The 16,286-nt window shown below is 66.0% G+C and carries 14 protein-coding genes; 5 read left to right on the forward strand and 9 right to left on the reverse strand.

Annotated features, from left to right (window positions below):
- The first annotated feature begins 25 nt into the window (after nucleotides 1–25).
- Nucleotides 26–1,612, forward strand: a complete 1,587-nt coding sequence (locus OXK16_02215) for a D-aminoacylase (protein MDE0374762.1) — start codon at nucleotides 26–28, stop codon at nucleotides 1,610–1,612.
- Between the two features lie 175 nt (nucleotides 1,613–1,787).
- A complete protein-coding gene (locus OXK16_02220) occupies nucleotides 1,788–2,273 on the forward strand; it encodes an adenylate kinase (protein ID MDE0374763.1) in 486 nt (161 codons plus the stop codon).
- 65 nt (nucleotides 2,274–2,338) lie between these two features.
- On the opposite strand, the gene OXK16_02225 is transcribed toward OXK16_02220, so the two are convergent.
- Entirely contained in the window at nucleotides 2,339–3,640 is a 1,302-nt protein-coding gene (locus tag OXK16_02225) for an aminotransferase class III-fold pyridoxal phosphate-dependent enzyme (GenBank protein MDE0374764.1), read from the reverse strand.
- A complete protein-coding gene (locus tag OXK16_02230) occupies nucleotides 3,637–4,578 on the reverse strand; it encodes a hypothetical protein (GenBank protein ID MDE0374765.1) in 942 nt (313 codons plus the stop codon). The genes OXK16_02225 and OXK16_02230 overlap by 4 nt, the downstream gene beginning before the upstream one ends.
- A 107-nt stretch (nucleotides 4,579–4,685) precedes the next feature.
- Between OXK16_02230 and OXK16_02235 the strand changes: the two genes are divergently transcribed.
- Both OXK16_02235 and OXK16_02240 read left to right on the forward strand, forming a co-directional pair.
- Complete coding sequence (locus OXK16_02235; GenBank protein ID MDE0374766.1) at nucleotides 4,686–6,128, forward strand: amidohydrolase family protein; 1,443 nt, start codon at nucleotides 4,686–4,688, stop codon at nucleotides 6,126–6,128.
- A gap of 59 nt (nucleotides 6,129–6,187) precedes the next feature.
- Nucleotides 6,188–7,411: a cytochrome P450 gene (locus OXK16_02240; GenBank protein MDE0374767.1), complete on the forward strand. Its 1,224-nt coding sequence runs from the start codon at nucleotides 6,188–6,190 to the stop codon at nucleotides 7,409–7,411.
- Nucleotides 7,412–7,635: 224 nt separating this feature from the next.
- Here OXK16_02240 and OXK16_02245 read toward each other — a convergent pair whose 3' ends face one another.
- The 6 genes from OXK16_02245 to OXK16_02270 form a co-directional block, all read right to left on the reverse strand.
- Nucleotides 7,636–9,183, reverse strand: coding sequence for an ABC transporter substrate-binding protein (locus OXK16_02245; protein ID MDE0374768.1), 1,548 nt, complete (start codon nucleotides 9,181–9,183; stop codon nucleotides 7,636–7,638).
- Between the two features lie 46 nt (nucleotides 9,184–9,229).
- Nucleotides 9,230–10,621, reverse strand: coding sequence for a hypothetical protein (locus OXK16_02250; GenBank protein ID MDE0374769.1), 1,392 nt, complete (start codon nucleotides 10,619–10,621; stop codon nucleotides 9,230–9,232).
- 30 nt (nucleotides 10,622–10,651) lie between these two features.
- A complete protein-coding gene (locus OXK16_02255; GenBank protein ID MDE0374770.1) occupies nucleotides 10,652–11,533 on the reverse strand; it encodes a TIGR03619 family F420-dependent LLM class oxidoreductase in 882 nt (293 codons plus the stop codon).
- Nucleotides 11,534–11,615: 82 nt separating this feature from the next.
- The gene (locus OXK16_02260; protein MDE0374771.1) at nucleotides 11,616–12,302 is read right to left on the reverse strand and encodes a GNAT family N-acetyltransferase; all 687 of its coding nucleotides are present in this window, start codon (nucleotides 12,300–12,302) and stop codon (nucleotides 11,616–11,618) included.
- An 80-nt stretch (nucleotides 12,303–12,382) separates the two neighbouring features.
- Complete coding sequence (locus tag OXK16_02265) at nucleotides 12,383–13,918, reverse strand: LCP family protein (protein ID MDE0374772.1); 1,536 nt, start codon at nucleotides 13,916–13,918, stop codon at nucleotides 12,383–12,385.
- Nucleotides 13,919–14,461: 543 nt separating this feature from the next.
- Entirely contained in the window at nucleotides 14,462–14,632 is a 171-nt protein-coding gene (locus OXK16_02270) for a hypothetical protein (protein MDE0374773.1), read from the reverse strand.
- A 99-nt stretch (nucleotides 14,633–14,731) separates the two neighbouring features.
- Here OXK16_02270 and OXK16_02275 point away from each other — a divergent pair, with 99 nt between their 5' ends.
- Nucleotides 14,732–15,046 (forward strand): antibiotic biosynthesis monooxygenase, encoded by a 315-nt coding sequence (locus tag OXK16_02275; protein ID MDE0374774.1) that lies wholly within the window; start codon nucleotides 14,732–14,734, stop codon nucleotides 15,044–15,046.
- Between the two features lie 15 nt (nucleotides 15,047–15,061).
- Here OXK16_02275 and OXK16_02280 read toward each other — a convergent pair whose 3' ends face one another.
- Complete coding sequence (locus OXK16_02280) at nucleotides 15,062–16,201, reverse strand: DUF1295 domain-containing protein (protein ID MDE0374775.1); 1,140 nt, start codon at nucleotides 16,199–16,201, stop codon at nucleotides 15,062–15,064.
- Nucleotides 16,202–16,286 lie beyond the last annotated feature (85 nt).

Raw genomic sequence — 16,286 nt, forward strand, 5'->3', positions numbered from 1 at the left:
CTTCTCCCCGGAGTAGGCTCGGCGCGTGGTCGACCTTCTCCTGCGGAATGCGACGATCTACCCCGGCGACGCCGAGCCACTGCCGGGAGATGTCGCAATCGACAACGGCGTCATAGTAGCGGTGGGCGCCGGTCTGCAGCCTGAGGCGGCTTGCACCATCGACCTCGATGGGCTGTCGCTGGCTCCCGGGTTCGTGGACATGCATGCCCACAGCGCGCTGCGCTCGTTCGAGGATCCGATCCTCACCCCCAAGCTTCTCCAGGGCTTCACGACGGAACTCATCAACCCTGACGGGATGGGCCCGGCGCCCGTAACGGACGAGGGTCTGGCCGACCGGATGACCCAGCTGGCTCTGTCCGAAGGTCGAGGCCCTGGCGAGTGGCCCTGGCGATCCATCAGCGAGTACATGGAGGCCCTGGACGGAACGCGTCCCGCCATAACCCTGTGCCCGTTCGTCCCTCATGGTGCGGTGCGCGACGCCGTGCTGGGGGGAGGCCGGCGGCCACCCGGCGGTGACGAATTGCGCGCCATGCGCCGCCAGGTCGCGCAGGGCATGGAGGCGGGTGCGTGGGGGATCTCCTTCGGCCTGGTGTACACGCCGGGCGCGTATGCGGACCGAGACGAGGTCGTGGCCGTCGCCACCGAGGCGGGCCGGTTCGGCGGGCTGATCTCTGTCCACATGCGGGGCGAGAGCCATAACCTGCTGGAGGCGGTCGAGGAGATGATCGACGTCTCACGCCGGAGTGGGGCGCCCCTTCACCTCTCCCACCTGAAGGTGTTGGGGCACCGCAACGCCTGGAAGCTGGAGCCGCTGCTCGAAATGATCGACAGAGCGCCCGTGGACGGGGTCGACGTCACCTTCGACCAGTATCCCTACGGTGCCGGTGTGACCCTGCTGTCCGCCCTGCTACCCCCGTGGGCACATGACGGGGGCGTCAAGCAGATGGCAGCTCGTTTGCGGGACCGCCCGACGGTGGACCGTCTGCTCCAGGCGCTCGGAGACCCGGCCGCGGGCCCGGAGAGCTTCTACTACCAGTGTGGCCCGGAGGGAATCGTCGTGATCGACTGCGGGCCCGACGGTCCCGGGGATGCAATGGGGCGCACGCTGACCGAGATCGCCTCCGCCCGAGGGGTCGATCCCGAACGGGTGGTAATCGACCTCTTGCTGGAAACCGGGATGAGCGCGCTGGTCATCCTCCATTACGCCGAAGAGTCCACCGTCAAGGCCATCGCCCGGCACCCGGCCATGCTGGTGGGCAGTGACGCCGTCTTCGCCGCCACACCCCACCCGAGGCTGTGGGGCACCGCACCCCGGTTCCTGGGCGGTTACGCCATCAGGGATCGCGTCGTCACAGTACGTGAAGCCATTGCCCGGCTCTCGTTCCGGGCCGCACGGCGGGTCGGGCTGGACGACCGAGGCGAGATCGCACCGGGACAGCGAGCCGACCTGGTCGCCTTCGACCCAGACCGGGTGATCGACCGGGCGACCTACGACCAACCCGAGCTCTCACCCTCCGGGATCGACTGGGTAATCGTCGGCGGTACGGTCGCGGTAGACCCAAAAGGTCCCACCCGTGCCCGCCGCGGTCAGATCGCCCGCAGGCACTGCTAACCGGTTGGCCTAGCTATGCCGCGAGTCCGCATCGAATGGGCACAGCCGCGTCTCACAGGCAGCACATCCGCAGTCCAGAGACATGGTTGACTCGCAGGGCCCCGACGCTGGAGGCCGTCCACGGACCAACGACCGCCTTGTCCTGGTCGGTACGACCGGCGCGGGCAAGACAACGATGGCAAAGAAGATTGCTCAAGCGCTCGACATGGAACACATCGAGTTCGACGCCATTCGCCATGGGCCGGATTGGACAGAGACACCCGACGACGTGTTCAGAGAACGTTTACGGCAGCAGTTGCGGGGCGACAGGTGGGTCGGAGACGGAAACTACAGCCTCGCACGGGATGTCGTTTGGCCCAAGGCAACGACGTTGATATGGCTGGACTACCCGATACGCGTGGTCCTGTGGAGGTTGTTCTGGAGGACGATGCGTCGTGGAGTCCTTCGGGAAGAGCTGTGGCACGGCAATAGGGAACAGATATGGCGGCACTTTCTCAGCCGCCAGTCGTTATTCCTGTGGGCATTACAGACCCACTGGCGGCGGCGCCGGTCGATACCATCGGCCCTGGCCCATCCGGACCATGCCCATCTGAGCCTGGTCCACCTGCGCTCGGCGAAGGCTGCTGACGATTGGCTCCTGACACTGACGCAACGGCAATGAGGGCAAGAGGATGGCCCCTGTCCGCGCTCCACGCGCAACTCAACTCGTGGGGAAGGACCAGGGACCTAGAGTGCCGGTGCGACTTTGGCGAAGACCTCTTCTCCGGTCTCCAAGACGTCGTCGACGTGCCTCTCTTCCATCACCGAGGAGGTGGACAGGAACGGGAAGCCGAAGACGCCCCGGTTGCCGAAAGCCAGGGCTAGGCCGGTCAGTAGCACGTCCGGCCGGGTCACATCCGGATCGCACGCCAGGCTCAGCAGGGAACCGCCGCCCTCGACCCGGAGCGGAAGCCCGCGTTCGGCCACGGCTGTGGACAGACCCTCGCGTAGCACACGGCCGAGGTGGTCGATCCGTTCGCAGACCTCCGGTGTCAGCAGCCGTAGGCCGGCGACGCCCGCCGCGGCGGTCATCGGGTTGGCGTTGAACGTGCCTGCCAGCGCCACCTTCATGTCACCGAGAGGATCGGTCACGGCCATGATGTCGGCCCTCCCACCGAAGGCGCCCACGGGGAGGCCGCCCCCGATCAGCTTCCCGAGGGCGGTCATGTCGGGCACAACCCCGTAGCGATCCTGTGCGCCCCCCATCGCGAGGCGGAGGGAGATGACTTCGTCGAACAGGAGGAGCACCCCCTCGTCCGCCGTCACCGCCCGCAACGTCTCCAGGAAACCCTCGGGAGGATGGGCGAACCCGCCCGCCGAGCGGAAGGGGGTGAGGATCACCGCAGCCAGTTGATCGGCGTGCTCGCGTACAAGAGCGGCCACACCGTCCGTATCCCCCCAGGCGCCGAGGACAACATTCTCCGCCAGGTTGGCGGGAACTCCCCCCGTACTCGCCGCGGCGTGGCCGTCCTGCCCGGATGCGAACTCGAAAGCGTCGTAGGTTCCGTGGTACGCGCCGTCGAGCTTTAGGACGAGGTCGCGGCCGGTGAATGCCCGGGCCACCTTGAGCATGTGCATGTTGGCCTCGGTTCCCGAGTTGGCGAAGCGCACCCGTTCGATCGAAGGTACCCGTTCGCAGATGATGTCGGCCCAGTCGAGTTCGGACGGGTTGTGCCCACCCCAGGCGGTCCCCGACCCGGCCTGGGAGCGGACCGCCGCCACGATCTCCGGATGGGCGTGGCCGTGGACCAGCGCTGTGGAGTTGTTGTTCAGGTCGAGGCGGCGATTCCCGTCGACGTCCCATATGTGGGGACCCTCCCCGCGGTCGAAGTAGGGAGGATGCGGGCGGGTGGTGATCGAGTAGCGGGTATCGCCGCCGGGGAGGACCCCTCCGCCCCGGACGAACAGGGCCGCCGACCGGGGCGTGAGCCGGCGGTACTCGTCGACTACGCCTTGATACCAGCCCAGGAGGCGCTCGCCGGCGCTCATACCCCTGTCAACCAGCGCCGGGGGTTGTCATGGGTGATGGTCCTGATCGTCTCGTCCGGTATGCCCTTGGCCGAGAGGGCCGGCAGGAACGTCTCGAACAGGTAGGTAAACCCGGTGCCACCGTGTATCCGCAACTGTCCGAGCTTGCAGACGTCGTGGGACAACATCAGCCGGTCCTCCAGGCCGCGGTCCACGAGTTCCACGATCAGGGCGAGGATCCGGTTCTCGAACTGACCCAGTCCCCTGAACTGGCCACAGTTGTCGAACATGATGTACACACCCCTCTCCATGAGTCCGAGCAGGTAACGGAGGTGCGGGTAGGCGTCGCAGTGGGCGACCGCCACCCGGGTCAGGTCCACGTCCTCCTCCTCGAGGATGGTGAGCTGCTCGGGGGCGACCGGTCCGATGGCGTGGAGCGCGCCGATGGCCAGACCGGTGGCCTTGTGGGCCCGGGCGGCGGCCCGCAACACCCTTTCCTCGGCGGGTGACACCCAGTCCTTCTCGGACCCGATCTCACCGATCACGCCGGGGCGGATCCCCGTGTCGCCCACCCCGTCGGTTATCTCCCGGATCAGTTCGTCCGCGAGGTCACCGGCCGGCCGCCGGTCGATCCGTTCCTCGGGCAGGTAGTAGTTGCCGCGATACCAGCCGCAGCCCATGACGAAGTGCACACCTGTCCGCTCCGACAACGTTCGCAACCGCTCCGGGGACCGGCCGTTGTCGGGAACGCTCAGGTCGAAGATGGTCTCGCCCCCCAGGTCGGCGAAGGCCCCGACCTCGTCCGCCATCACCTCCTCGTCCACGAACTGATCGGCCACGTCGTAGCGGTAGTCGGCATGGCGCAGGGTGCAGTAGATATGCTCGTGGGGAAGGGTGAACCCGAGTTCGTTCGCCGGCACCGGCCCAAGTACCGTCATGACCGTTCCGGCATCGTTCATCGAACCCTCCAGTCGGCCATCGCGAGCCGAGTGGAACTCTAACGGGCCGATGAGCACGTGGCAGGCCTGAGAGCGGAGCCGCGGGCCGGGATCCTGGAGGTGGACACTTGAATCGCGGGAATAGCAATGACGGAACGGTTGACCTGCTTCTCCGCCATGGTCGTGTCATCACCATGGATCCATACCGGCGGATCCTGGTCGACGGAGCGATCGTCATCCACGACGGGCGAATAGCGAGGGTGGGGCCCGATCGTGAAGTTGCTCCGATGACGACTGCCGCAGCCATCCGCGACCTCGGGGGAGCACTGGTGCATCCGGGCTTGGTCGACGCGCACGTCCATGCCGGCAGCTCTGAACTCAGCCGTGGCATGGCGCCCAAGGACCACGCCGACTACGGGGCGGTGGACGACTGGCTGTTCAGTTGCCGCAGTCCCGAGACCGACCATCTGGGCGCCCTGCTCTCGTGCATGGAGATGGTGACCAACGGCACCACGGCCTACAGCGACACCGGCGGCTCGTTCTTCCTGGAGGAAACGGTACGGGCGATCGAGATGGTCGGGATGAGGGGATTGCCGGGATACGCGATGCTCGACTTCAGGCCGCAGGTACCCGGTCGCGACACTTCCGCGGGGGCGATGTCCGACGAGGAGGCTGAGACACTGCGCACTCCGACGCGGGAGTGCGTGCAACGGCTAGAGGAACAGATGACCCGCTACCCGTTCCGCAACGGCGGCCGGGTGCGTGGCGCAGCCACCATGTACGGCTGCATGCGGTGCTCCGACGAGTTGCTGGTCCAGGCCCAGGCCCTGGCCCGCCAGCACGGAGCCCCGATGATCATGCACCAATCGTGGGACCCCGAGGAAGTGACCATCTCCGAGGCCTTGTACGGATGCCGCCCCATCGAGCACCTGGCGGACATCGGCGTGCTGGACGAGAACCTGACCCTGGTGCACATGAACCATCTGTCAGAGCGGGAGGTGGACCTGGTCGCCCACTCCGGTACCCGGGTGGTGCACTGCCCGGCCGCATCTCTCAGACGGGGCATGGGCGCCATCCGGGTCGGCGCGTTCCCGGAGATGCTGGCCAAGGGAGTGCCGGTGGCTCTCGGCTCCGATGGCTACAGCGGGCGCCGGGACGTGCTGCGCCAGGCCTACCTTGCAGCGGTGGGGTTCCGTGAATTCCGGGGCGAACTGCCGGTCCTCACCGGCGAGACCGTCCTTGAGATGGCCACGCTCCATGGCGCCAGGGCGCTGGGTCTCGAGGACGAGATCGGATCGATCGAGGTGGGCAAGCGCGCCGACCTGGTGGTGCACCGGCTGGACAGACCGGAGGCACACCCTCGGTTCCGTGATCCTGTGGACAATCTCGTCTACTTCCGGGCGTCCAGCACCGTGGACACGGTCTTCGTCGACGGGGAGGCCGTCCTCGACCGAGGCGCCTTTACCCGCTTCGACAGCGAGGAGGCCTACCGCAGGATCGACGAGGCGGCGGCCGAGTTCGAAACGCGCGTAGGCGCTTCCACCTATGCCTCCTGGCCACTCGTCGACTGAGCCGCCTTCCCCGCCAAGCCTTCACCCCGTCGTAGGAACGCGTTTGTTACGGTTCGTCAATGACGTTCGTCCTCGACGCCTACGATCCCGAGTTCCTGCGCGACCCCTATCCGGCGTTCGACCGGATCCGCGAGGAGACACCCGTCTTCCGCGGTCCGGGCCGCGCCGGTGAGCGACCGATCTGGTTCCTGACCCGCCACGACGATGTCCGTCGGGCGTTGCGCGACCGCCGACTCGGTCGGATCGACCAGCCCACCGTGGACCGGGAGGCCTGGGGACTCCCCCCGCTCCGCGACGGGCTCGAGCCCTACTACGACGTGGAACATTGGGCTCTGGTGTGGTTGGAACCACCCAACCACACCAAGATCCGCCGCCTGGTCTCAACCGCCTTCACGATGCGGCGGCTAGCCGGCCTGCGACCGCGCATCGGCGAACTTGCCGACCGCCTGCTCGACCCGGTCGTCGAGCGAGGCCGCTTCGATCTGGTCAACGACTACGCGGCACCCCTGTCCGTCCAGGTGATCGCCGAGTTGCTGGGTGCCCCGACCGAGGATTGGTGCCGGATGCTCGACTGGTCGAGCCGGATCACCCGGATGTACGAGTACAACATCACCGACGCGGACACCCGCGCCGCGGTGACGGCCTCCGTGGAGTTCGCCGAGTACTGCAGGGAGCTGATGGACCGCCGGCGTGCTCGGCCCCGCGACGACATGATCACCGCCCTGTGCTTCGCCAGGACCGAGGACGGAACGCTGACCGACACCCAGATCGTGTCGATGATCATCACCCTGCTGAACGCCGGCCACGAAGCCTCCGTGAACACGCTCGCCAACGGGATCCTGGCCCTGATACAGCATCCGGACCAGTGGAGGCTCCTCACCGGCGGCGAAGTCGCCCCGGCGACCGCCGCCGAGGAACTGTTTCGCTGGGACGCTCCCATCCAGACCTTCGACCGATGGGTGGTTGCCGACAACTACGAGGTCGGCGGGCAGACGATCAATCAGTACGAACAGGTGACCGTTCTTCTCGGATGCGCCAACCGCGACCCTCGGCACTTCGACAGCCCGAACTCCTTCCGTATCGGAAGGGGCGACCCGACCCACGTCAGCTTCGGCGGGGGAATCCATCATTGCCTGGGCGCGCCCCTGGCCCGCCTAGAGGTGGAGGTGGCACTCGCCCGGCTTGCAACCCGGTGCCCTGACCTGGAACTGGTCGAGCAACCGGTGCGGCCGGCACGTTTCGTCCTGCGCGGCTTCAACTCGCTCAGGTTCGCTCTAGCCTGACCGTAACGTACGCCAATATAACTACTCTTGTGTTGTCTTGGCACCTCTAGACCACGGCTGGCCCCATGGGGCTGGGCTCAAGTAACGCTCCTCGGCAAACGGGGCAGTTCAGCCGCAGCCGCACGGAGTCCTCACCCGACCACCCCCCGACCCGTGCCCGGTGGCGGCGCGTCACGGACAAAGGTGAAGTGCCTCGACCGTTTCCGGGCACGGGATTGACTTGCTCAGCCGGCCCGGTTCTTAGTCCATTGCCACGATCCCGGAATCGTCCCGGGCAGCCACGACATGCCCAGCTCGGTGAAGTCTCCGCCGACGCTTTCGTCCAGTGCCAGGATCCTGTTCTCGTGCCACAGCGCCGCCCACGGCAGGTCGTGGGTCAGCACCTCGGCGTAGCGGTGATACACGGCGGCTCGTTCCTCGGGATCGGCGGCCGCCCGGCCGCGCAGCAGCAGCTCGTCGGCTTCCGCGCTGACATAGCGGGCGCCGTTGGATCCCTTCGGCGGCATCGACGACGAGTGGAAGTAGATGGCGGTGAAGTCGGGATCGGGACCGGAAGCACCGCAGCAGGTGTACACGTCGAAGCGGGAATTCTCGTAGTCCCCTACGTACTCCACGATCGGCTTGATGTTGAGGACGAGGTCTATGCCGATGTCCGCGAGGTAACGCTGGACCTCTCCCAGGAACGGAGCATTGTGACGAGCCGGGATGGCACCCGGGCCCGTGACCAGATCGACCCTGAAACCATCGGCGAACCCCGCTTCGGCAAGCAGCGCCCTGGCGCCGTCGGGGTCGTACGGGTATTGCGAGTCGAGCCGGTGGTTCACGGCCCACTCGGGCATGATGAGCGGCGAGCCGATCACCTCGCCCATTCCCTTGTACACGTCGCGGACGATGGCCTGGCGGTCGATGGCACGGACGACCGCTTCGCGCACCCTCCGGTCGCCCAGCGCCGGATGGCTGTGGTTGAAGATGATCGTCCGCCATTCGCATGTCCGGAACGCCTCGACCCTGGCACCCGGACGCTCTCTCACCCGGTCGGCATCGAGTGCGTCGATGAACATGACGTCGATGTCCCCGGCAGCGAACGCCACAAGAGCGGCCTCGTCGTCGAGCCTGCGAAGCCGCAGCCCGTCCAGATTCGGGTTCCCGCCCCAATAGGCCTCGTTGGCTACGAAGACGGCGTCGCCCCCGGGCTCGTACGAGGAGATCCGGAAGGGTCCGGTCCCGACGGGTGAGCGGAGGGACCAGTCCGTGTCCTCGACCCGTTCGCCCGTGGCGACGTTCTCAAGGATGTGCTTCGGGACGATCGGGAAGGCCATGGTCGCGAGGAAACCGAAGTGCGGCTCGGCGAGCTCCATAACGACCGTGTACTCGTCGACCACGCTTATGCCCTCGACCGTCGCCGCGTCTCCCGCGGCGTACGCCTCGGCGCCCTTGATCGGAAGCGCCAGGGACTGGTATCTGCTCGTCGATCTGGGATCGACGAGCATCGTGTACGTGAAGGCGACGTCCTCCGCGCTGAAGGGTGCGCCGTCGTGCCAGGTCACATCACGGCGAAGGTGAAAGGTATATCGGCGCCCGTCGTCCGAAACATCCCAGCTCTCGGCGAGCTGGGGACCGACCCGAGCTTCTCCGTCGAGGTTGACGAGCTGGTCGAAGATGAACCAGATGGGGAACCAGCTCGGCATCGACAGGTTGGAGAACGGGTTGAAGGACGGCGGACTACCGGGCCAGTGGAGAACCAACTCGGAGCGGGGGCCATTGGTGGGCATGGATTCTCTCTTTCTGGCGTGGGTGCGGTTGTCAGGTCGTGCTCAGCTAGGCGGGCGAGGCCGGCACGGGCATCAGCCGGGCAGGCAGGCGGAACCGCCTCGTGACGTCCTGGAGCACCTCCGGCTCGGTAATGAGCTCGGTCTTCGAGCCCGAGACCAGCACGGTTCCCGGACGGGGCATCGAGTTGAACTGCAGGCTCTTGCTCTCGCAGTAGGCGCCGGTGTCCAGGAACGCCACGACGTCGCCACGCTCCACATGGGGAAGCTGGACGTTGAGGGCCAGGTTCCCGAACCAGCACAGCGGATCCCCCAGGTTGACCGTCTCGGTGGGCGTCTCGTTGACCCGATCCGTCACGACCGGGTGATAGTAAAAGCCGCCCGACAGGATGTTGAGCAGGTGGTTCTCGCTCGCATCGAGCCCGATCCAGGTCTGGCCCACGTCGGAGAACGACTTTCTCATGCCGACACGGGACAGGAGGATGCCTATGTCGGACGAGATCCCGCGTCCGGGCTCGACCATCAGCCGGGGCTCGCCGAGGCCGTGGGCGTCGAGTCCGTCGCGGAAGTGCGCGGTCATCACCTCGGCGAACTCATCTGCGGTCGGAGAGCCGCGGTCGAATCCCATCGGTCCGTGACCCTCCGGCCTTCCCCACGCGAACCCGCCGCCGAAGTCGAAGTATTCGGGCACCCATCCGAACCGGTCCTTGAGTGCTCCGGCGGCCTCCATCTGGTCCTTCACGACCGCCTCGTGAACTCGCAGGTCGGGCGCCCAGCGACCGACGTGGTGATGGAACCCGACGAGCTCGACCTCGGGTTCCCGGAGGGCGTGGCGGCACACCGTCTCGAGATCATCGAGGGCGATCCCGAACTTGTTGATCTCGCGAACCCCCGGCCCGATCTTTATCCCGGGCGGCCAGTCCGCCTCCATGTCGTCGAGGTCGTGCAAGAGCAACCTCGTCCGCATCCCGATGCGGGCTCTCATCCCCAGGTCGCGAGCCGCCCGGATAATGTCATCGAGTTCGTCCGGGGCATCGAGATGGATGGCGGCGCCGGCCTCGATGGCCATCCGGATCTCCCGGTCCTGCTTGTTGAATCCGTTGAGAACGACGCGATCGGGATCGGTACCAGCGAGCAGCGTCAGGTACAGCTCACCCGGACCGAACGCGTCCCCTCCTGCTCCGGCCAGGGTGAAGATGCGCCTTACGGTCAGGTTGTTGTTGGCCTTAGTGGCGAAGAGGATCTCGGACCGGGGATACCGCGACGCGAACGCATCGTGCCACTTCTTGACGTTGGCGTAGATCTGGTCCTCCGAGATGACGTAGAGGGGGGTTCCGAACCTGTCGGCGAGTTCGGTGGCGTCCACGTCCTCGACCTGGAGCCGACCCGATGTGTTGACCCCTATGTTCTCGTTGAAGGCACGAACGAAATCCCGAGCCATCAATGCTCTCCCTCCTGGCAACGCGCCGGTTTACGAGCGTAGTCGGGCACCTGGAAGGACGTCCCGGGCTATCAGGTCGAGTTGGGCGATCAACTCCTCGCGGGTGTGAGCCACCACGTGGATGACGAAGTGCGTCACGAACTCGGCGAGCCCCCGGAGTTCGGCGACGATCTGCTCGGGCCATCCCGCCACCATCCGTGCTCCCAGCCAAGTCTCCTCGGGATCCGGCGGCGACTCCGTGACGAGAACGGGGATCCCCAGCGCAATCTCAGGTTTCCCGCGGCGTCCCGCTGCCTCCCAACTCGCCCGCAAGTGGTCGACGAGGGAGAAGAGCTCAGCCTTGCCCAGAACCGTCGTGGGGTGCCAGCCCTGTCCCAATTCCACCGCCCGCCGGATGGCGCGACGGCTGTTGCCGCCGATGAGGATGGGTGGATGGGGATCCTGGACCGGTGTCGGGGCGAAGCGGATATTCCCGAATCTTGCTGAACGGCCTTCGTCGCGGCGCGTCCATAGGCTGACGAAGGTGTCCAGCGCCTCGTCCGTTACGGGACCGCGGGATGGGTAGTCGACGCCGAGCGCGTCGAACTCCTCCTCGAGCCACCCTGATCCCACTCCGAGGATCAGCCGCCCGCCCGACAACGCATCGATAGTGGCGAGCATCTTGGCCGTGACGATGGGGTTGCGGTAGGGCACCACCATGACAGTCGTCCCCAGCCGGACACGCTGGGTGACCGCGGCCAGATGGGCGAGCACCACCAACTGCTCGTAGACGTCTTCGCCGAATACGTAGACGCCTGAGGCCGGGATGACGATGTGGTCGATCGCCCAGATCGAATCGAACCCGACCTCGTCCGCCCTACGGGCAATGGCGACCATGGACTCCGGTCGGGCGAGGGCCCCGCTGGAAGGCACGACGACTCCGAAACGAGGTGACTGCGACGCAGGTCGACTATCCATCGCTCGAACCCTAGCCCCGGCAACACCCCGGACTCCGCTACCAGACGAAGCCGGGACGCCACTCGCAACTGATCGGATCATTGACATCGAGGTCCAGATCGGCCGTGACCGCGACGCGCCAGATGTGGATGCACCCGTCGTCCGACTCAGTCCGCATCAGACCCGAACTCGTCCGCACGAAGGTGGGACCGCGCCAGCGTTCCCAACCCAGGTGCTCGTAGAAGGTGGGCAGCACAGAGTGCAGGGCTCCGAGCTCGTACGAGTCCGCGATGTGGCGCCGGGCCGCCGCGAGAACGCTCCTGGCCAGGCCCTTGTGCCGATCGCGATGCAGTGTCCCGACCGCCTCGACGTACCCGGTGTTGATCTCACGGTCTCGAACGGCAAGGAGGCGAGGAACGACCGAAGCATGAGAGATCGGGACGCCGTCTTCCTCGACGAAGAAGTGCACTCCCCCGAGTGCCTGGCGCCAGAGCGCATCCGTGAATCTGCCCTCGAACGCCTCGTCGAGGAGGTTCCTGATCCGGGTGCCTTCCGACGGGGTCAATTCGGCGGTGCTTCTCGAGCTCACGACGCTCACGACATCATGTTCGCTGCTACGCGCCTCCAGCACCATTTGCGTCGAAGCGGTCCGGCCTCGGCCGCTGTGATCGGTGCGCGAACGCTCGTCCGTCCCCAAATCGATGGTGAGACCCGAGAGGATGCTGTTCACTTCCCGGCTGAGCATGTGGCGGTTGTTGTGGGAGCCGATCGCGGCGTGGAGGCAGAAGGCTCCGGGTAGCAGGGGGACGGGTCGGGCGGTGGGGCTTACTGGGTCGTCCGGCAGCTATTGGCGAGGAGCGCGTTCGACGTGTTGGCGCGGCCTTCGAGTGCCTGGGCGACGGCGGCCCGGACCTGGGCGATGGGAGCATCGCCGGGCTGGAACTCGGGCGGGATGAAGTTGACGGTGACGATCCTCGACGTGTCGAGGCGGTCCGCGAGGCCCATCAGGTCGCTGAGACGATCGATCGGGATGTCGGTGCTGACATGGCCGGCGATGATGTCGGTGAGGTCCGCATACCGGTACACCAGTTCCATGCGTGGCACCTGGTCGAGCAGGGCTCCTACCACGCATCGTTGGCGGGTCATCCGGTGCCAGTCCGTGGTGCCGGTCCGGGCCCGCACGTAGCCGAGGGCGGTGAGGCCGTCGAAATGGTGGTATCCGGGTTCGGTGGCGATGAGGACGGGCGGGCCGTCCGCCACGATGGGCTTGATCCGCTCGTCGATCGTCTCGCTCACGTACAGGTCGATGCCGCCGAACAGGTCGATGACCTTGACGAAACCCACCATGTCGAGCAGCACGTAGTACTGGATGGGCAGGCCGGTCAGCTGGGCGAGCGCGGACTTGATGGCGTGTCCCGCCGGATCATCGACCTGGGGGAAGGCTTCGGGCTGTCTCAGCCCGAGGCCGTAGATCTCGTTGACGATCTCCGGATACCCGTCCGGCCATAGCTCCGCGGCAGCGGTTCCGTCCGGGAAGGTGACGTGACGCCAGTTGCGCGGCACGCTGAACGCCGCCGCATCGCCGGTGGCCACATCGATCGAGACCACGATGATCGTGTCGGTTCTCACCCCGACCCGGTCGAACCCGGCGTCGCTTCCCAGCAGAGCAATGGTGAGGCGGTCCGCGCCGTCCCATGTCAGTTGTGGTTGCGCGGCCGGGGCCGGGGCCCGGGCCGTGGTGGATGTGGTAGGGGCCGGGGTCGTCGCCTGTGTGAGCGGCACGATGGGTCCCGATGGGTCGGCCTCGCCGGCCTCCGGCAGCGAGGTCGTGGGGGAGGTGGTGGGAAGCGGGGTGGGAGCCGCGGTCAGCGTGTTGGTGGCGACGAACACGTCCGACAGCAGGGCCAGCTGCACCGAGGCGAGTCGGATGACCACCACGTGGGGAGCGGCGATGAGCGCGGCCACCAGGGTGAGCGTGATCGCTGTCCCGACCCGCCGCCGCGGCTTGTGGCGCCACCGCCAGTAGCGGCGGTCCGCAGTTCTGTACGCGTCCACCGCAACCGCGGAGCGAAAGGCGAGTAGGAGCAGGCTCCCCACCATCACGATCCGGAGCGAGGAGACGTTCACGGTCCAGAGGAGCAGGGTCCTCGTGCCGCGCGCCACCACGTAGCCGAGCGCGAAGACGTAGGCCATCAGGGTCCCGTTGGCGAACAGCAGGGCACGACGGGTTCGGTGGCCGAAATGGCCCAGGCCGGGCCAGATCGCGGAGAGCGCCGCGGCTACCAGCGGGTCCGGTCCCCGGCGCCGCAGATCCATCCATGCTCCGCTCACAGCGACCTCGTTCAGAGCAAACTTGCGCATCAAGTCTGCCATGTCGCAGTGCCCGGATCGGGTTTATCACCCCATCCACGGCATGCGCCGGACCCCGCCTCCCGGGGGCGGCCTTGGTGTTGCATGACCGCTGTAGACATCGCCATGGCGCTCTTCGCGGCCGGTTCGTTGCTGCTCGTCTTCGCGGGGGTAGCGAAGCTGGTTCTCCCCCGGTCCGGCGGGCCACATCACCCGTGCGGAGGCCGTGACCTTCCTGCATCGGCTTGCCGAGGTCCTGAAGGCGGCGCCTGGGGAACCGCCGGAAGGACCTCTATCCCGAGATGGAGTTGATTTCCGGGCGCCGCCGTTTCGCGATATAGCGGACGGGGCGGCCGGCCACGGGATCGTCTGGTGGTCACCACCTGATCCGTTCCAACCCGACCAGATCGTCACTCGGGCGGAAGTAGCCGTCTACCTGCACCGTTTCCACGAGCCCCCGGTTCTCACCCCTACGCCCCAAACCGGAACCCTCCCAACCATGGCTGTAGTCGACCGATTACCCGACGGGTGGGCTGGCCCTGAGGGATATCCGGGTTAGTCGGCTAGGAAGAGAGCTGCCATGGATGCGCCGAAACCCATCGTGGAGATGGCAACCACGATAAACCATCGGATGAGACGATTGATGGCCTTCTCTACGTTCGCTTCAGCGGTGGCGATGGCCTCTGCGGCCTTGGCATCTGCGTATCCTTCGTTGGCAGCGGGCATCCCCATCCCCTCTCGTGCTCTTCAACTATAGCGTACGATGGTTAGGGTATATGGAGATAAAGTAATATAGAAGCCCTATGACAACCTGGAGGATTGGCTGTGAGTGTTGTCAAGATCAACGCGATCACCGTGCCGGACGGAAGAGGTGCGGAGCTGGAGGCGCGGTTCGCGGCGCGGGCTCGTGAGGTGGACGGCGTGGAGGGCTTCGAAGGATTCGAGCTGCTGAGGCCGGTGGACGGCGAGACCCGCTACTTCGTGTATACGAGGTGGAGGTCGGAGGAGGACTTCCAGCGGTGGGTCAGCAGCAGGGGGTTCCAGCGGGGCCACCAGGGGCCAGACGCGGGCTCCGACAGCCGGCCGGTCGGAGTGGCGTCTGAGTTGCTGTCGTTCGAGGTGGTCGAGCCCGCTACCTGAGGGTGCGACGGGTTCTCAGTAGATCCAGGGGTAGATCCGGTACTTCACCCTTGCCTTGTACTCGGCCCACTTCTCGGGGCCGTACTTCTCCTCACAGAACTTGTTGTCGTAGCGTTCACGAGTGGTGAACATGATGACCACGAAGATGAAGTAGGTCCAGGCCCACAGGTTGGTGAAGTGGCCGAACGCCAGGGCCATCCCCAGCGAGATGAACCCCTCACCCCCGTAGTTCATGTGGCGGGACAGGCCCCAGAAACCGCTGACCAGGAGCTTGCGGTCCCCGGCCTCGATGTACTCGGGCTCGATGAGGCCGAGGAACTTGCGGTCGGGCCAGCGCTTGAAGGTGTACTTCTGCATGGCGGCGCCGCGGGACATGCCCCACCCGAAGAGGAAGCTCACCGACGCCCCGATCAGCCAGACATACCTGCCCGGTCCGGAGAATCCGGGGTCCGGGTGGACGGCCATCCCCCACAGCGGGATGGTGAACATCCAACCGTAGATCAGGAGCCCGCCCCAGAACATCTTGAATCCCATCCGCTCATGGATAAGATCGTATGTATACAACTGGACGCGCTCGAATATGAAGTAATCCACGATATACCATGTGAAGAACGCGGTGTACAGAACAACACCGGGGTTGGCGTCCTCGCCGAAGCGGTCGTAGTGGTAAGCCACCGCGGACCAGCCGTTGAGCACCAACATCGCCCCGCCCACCACATAGAAGTACATCTTGATGTCGATGCGCTGGTTGAAGAAGGACAACTCTTGGGCCCGTCCGATCCACAAGGCCAGTAACGGGTTCTTCACCTCACCCGGTGGCTGGCTGTACACCGCGATGATGGAGAGGATCAGCGTCACCACCGTTCCGCCGGCCACGGCATAGAGGGTGGACCGGTAGAACCAGTCCTGGGGCATCCCGGTCAGTTCGAAGTACCACAGGATCACCACGACTATGAAGACCAGGAGACCGTTCAGCCGGTAGTTTCGAGGCTCGCCGGTCTCGGGATCGATGACGTAGCCGGGGACGCGGCGTCCCGGCACCACGAGCTGTAACACGAAGAACCCGATGAATGCCGCCAGCGGGGTCAAGTACCCCCAGACGGCTTCCGTCCCGGAAAGCTCGACGAGGTGGCCGATACCAAGCCATTCGAACATGACCGAAATCCCTTCCCCCAGCGATGTCGTGATTGACGATAGCCCCGATCAATCCGCCGGTCGCGGATTCCCCTGGGTCGTTGGG

It is taken from the genome of bacterium (genome assembly GCA_028821235.1).
Lineage (GTDB): Bacteria > Actinomycetota > Acidimicrobiia > Spongiisociales > Spongiisociaceae > Spongiisocius.

What these genes read in the sequence shown, in the direction of transcription:
- OXK16_02270 (MDE0374773.1), bottom strand. Translation starts at nt 14,632, where the DNA reads ATGCCCGCTGCCAACGAAGGATACGCAGATGCCAAGGCCGCAGAGGCC.
- OXK16_02250 (MDE0374769.1), bottom strand. Translation starts at nt 10,621, where the DNA reads ATGGCTCGGGATTTCGTTCGTGCCTTCAACGAGAACATAGGGGTCAAC.
- OXK16_02220 (MDE0374763.1), top strand. Translation starts at nt 1,788, where the DNA reads ATGGCAAAGAAGATTGCTCAAGCGCTCGACATGGAACACATCGAGTTC.
- OXK16_02245 (MDE0374768.1), bottom strand. Translation starts at nt 9,183, where the DNA reads ATGCCCACCAATGGCCCCCGCTCCGAGTTGGTTCTCCACTGGCCCGGT.
- OXK16_02240 (MDE0374767.1), top strand. Translation starts at nt 6,188, where the DNA reads ATGACGTTCGTCCTCGACGCCTACGATCCCGAGTTCCTGCGCGACCCC.
- OXK16_02265 (MDE0374772.1), bottom strand. Translation starts at nt 13,918, where the DNA reads ATGCGCAAGTTTGCTCTGAACGAGGTCGCTGTGAGCGGAGCATGGATG.
- OXK16_02225 (MDE0374764.1), bottom strand. Translation starts at nt 3,640, where the DNA reads ATGAGCGCCGGCGAGCGCCTCCTGGGCTGGTATCAAGGCGTAGTCGAC.
- OXK16_02230 (MDE0374765.1), bottom strand. Translation starts at nt 4,578, where the DNA reads ATGAACGATGCCGGAACGGTCATGACGGTACTTGGGCCGGTGCCGGCG.
- OXK16_02260 (MDE0374771.1), bottom strand. Translation starts at nt 12,302, where the DNA reads ATGCTCAGCCGGGAAGTGAACAGCATCCTCTCGGGTCTCACCATCGAT.
- OXK16_02280 (MDE0374775.1), bottom strand. Translation starts at nt 16,201, where the DNA reads ATGTTCGAATGGCTTGGTATCGGCCACCTCGTCGAGCTTTCCGGGACG.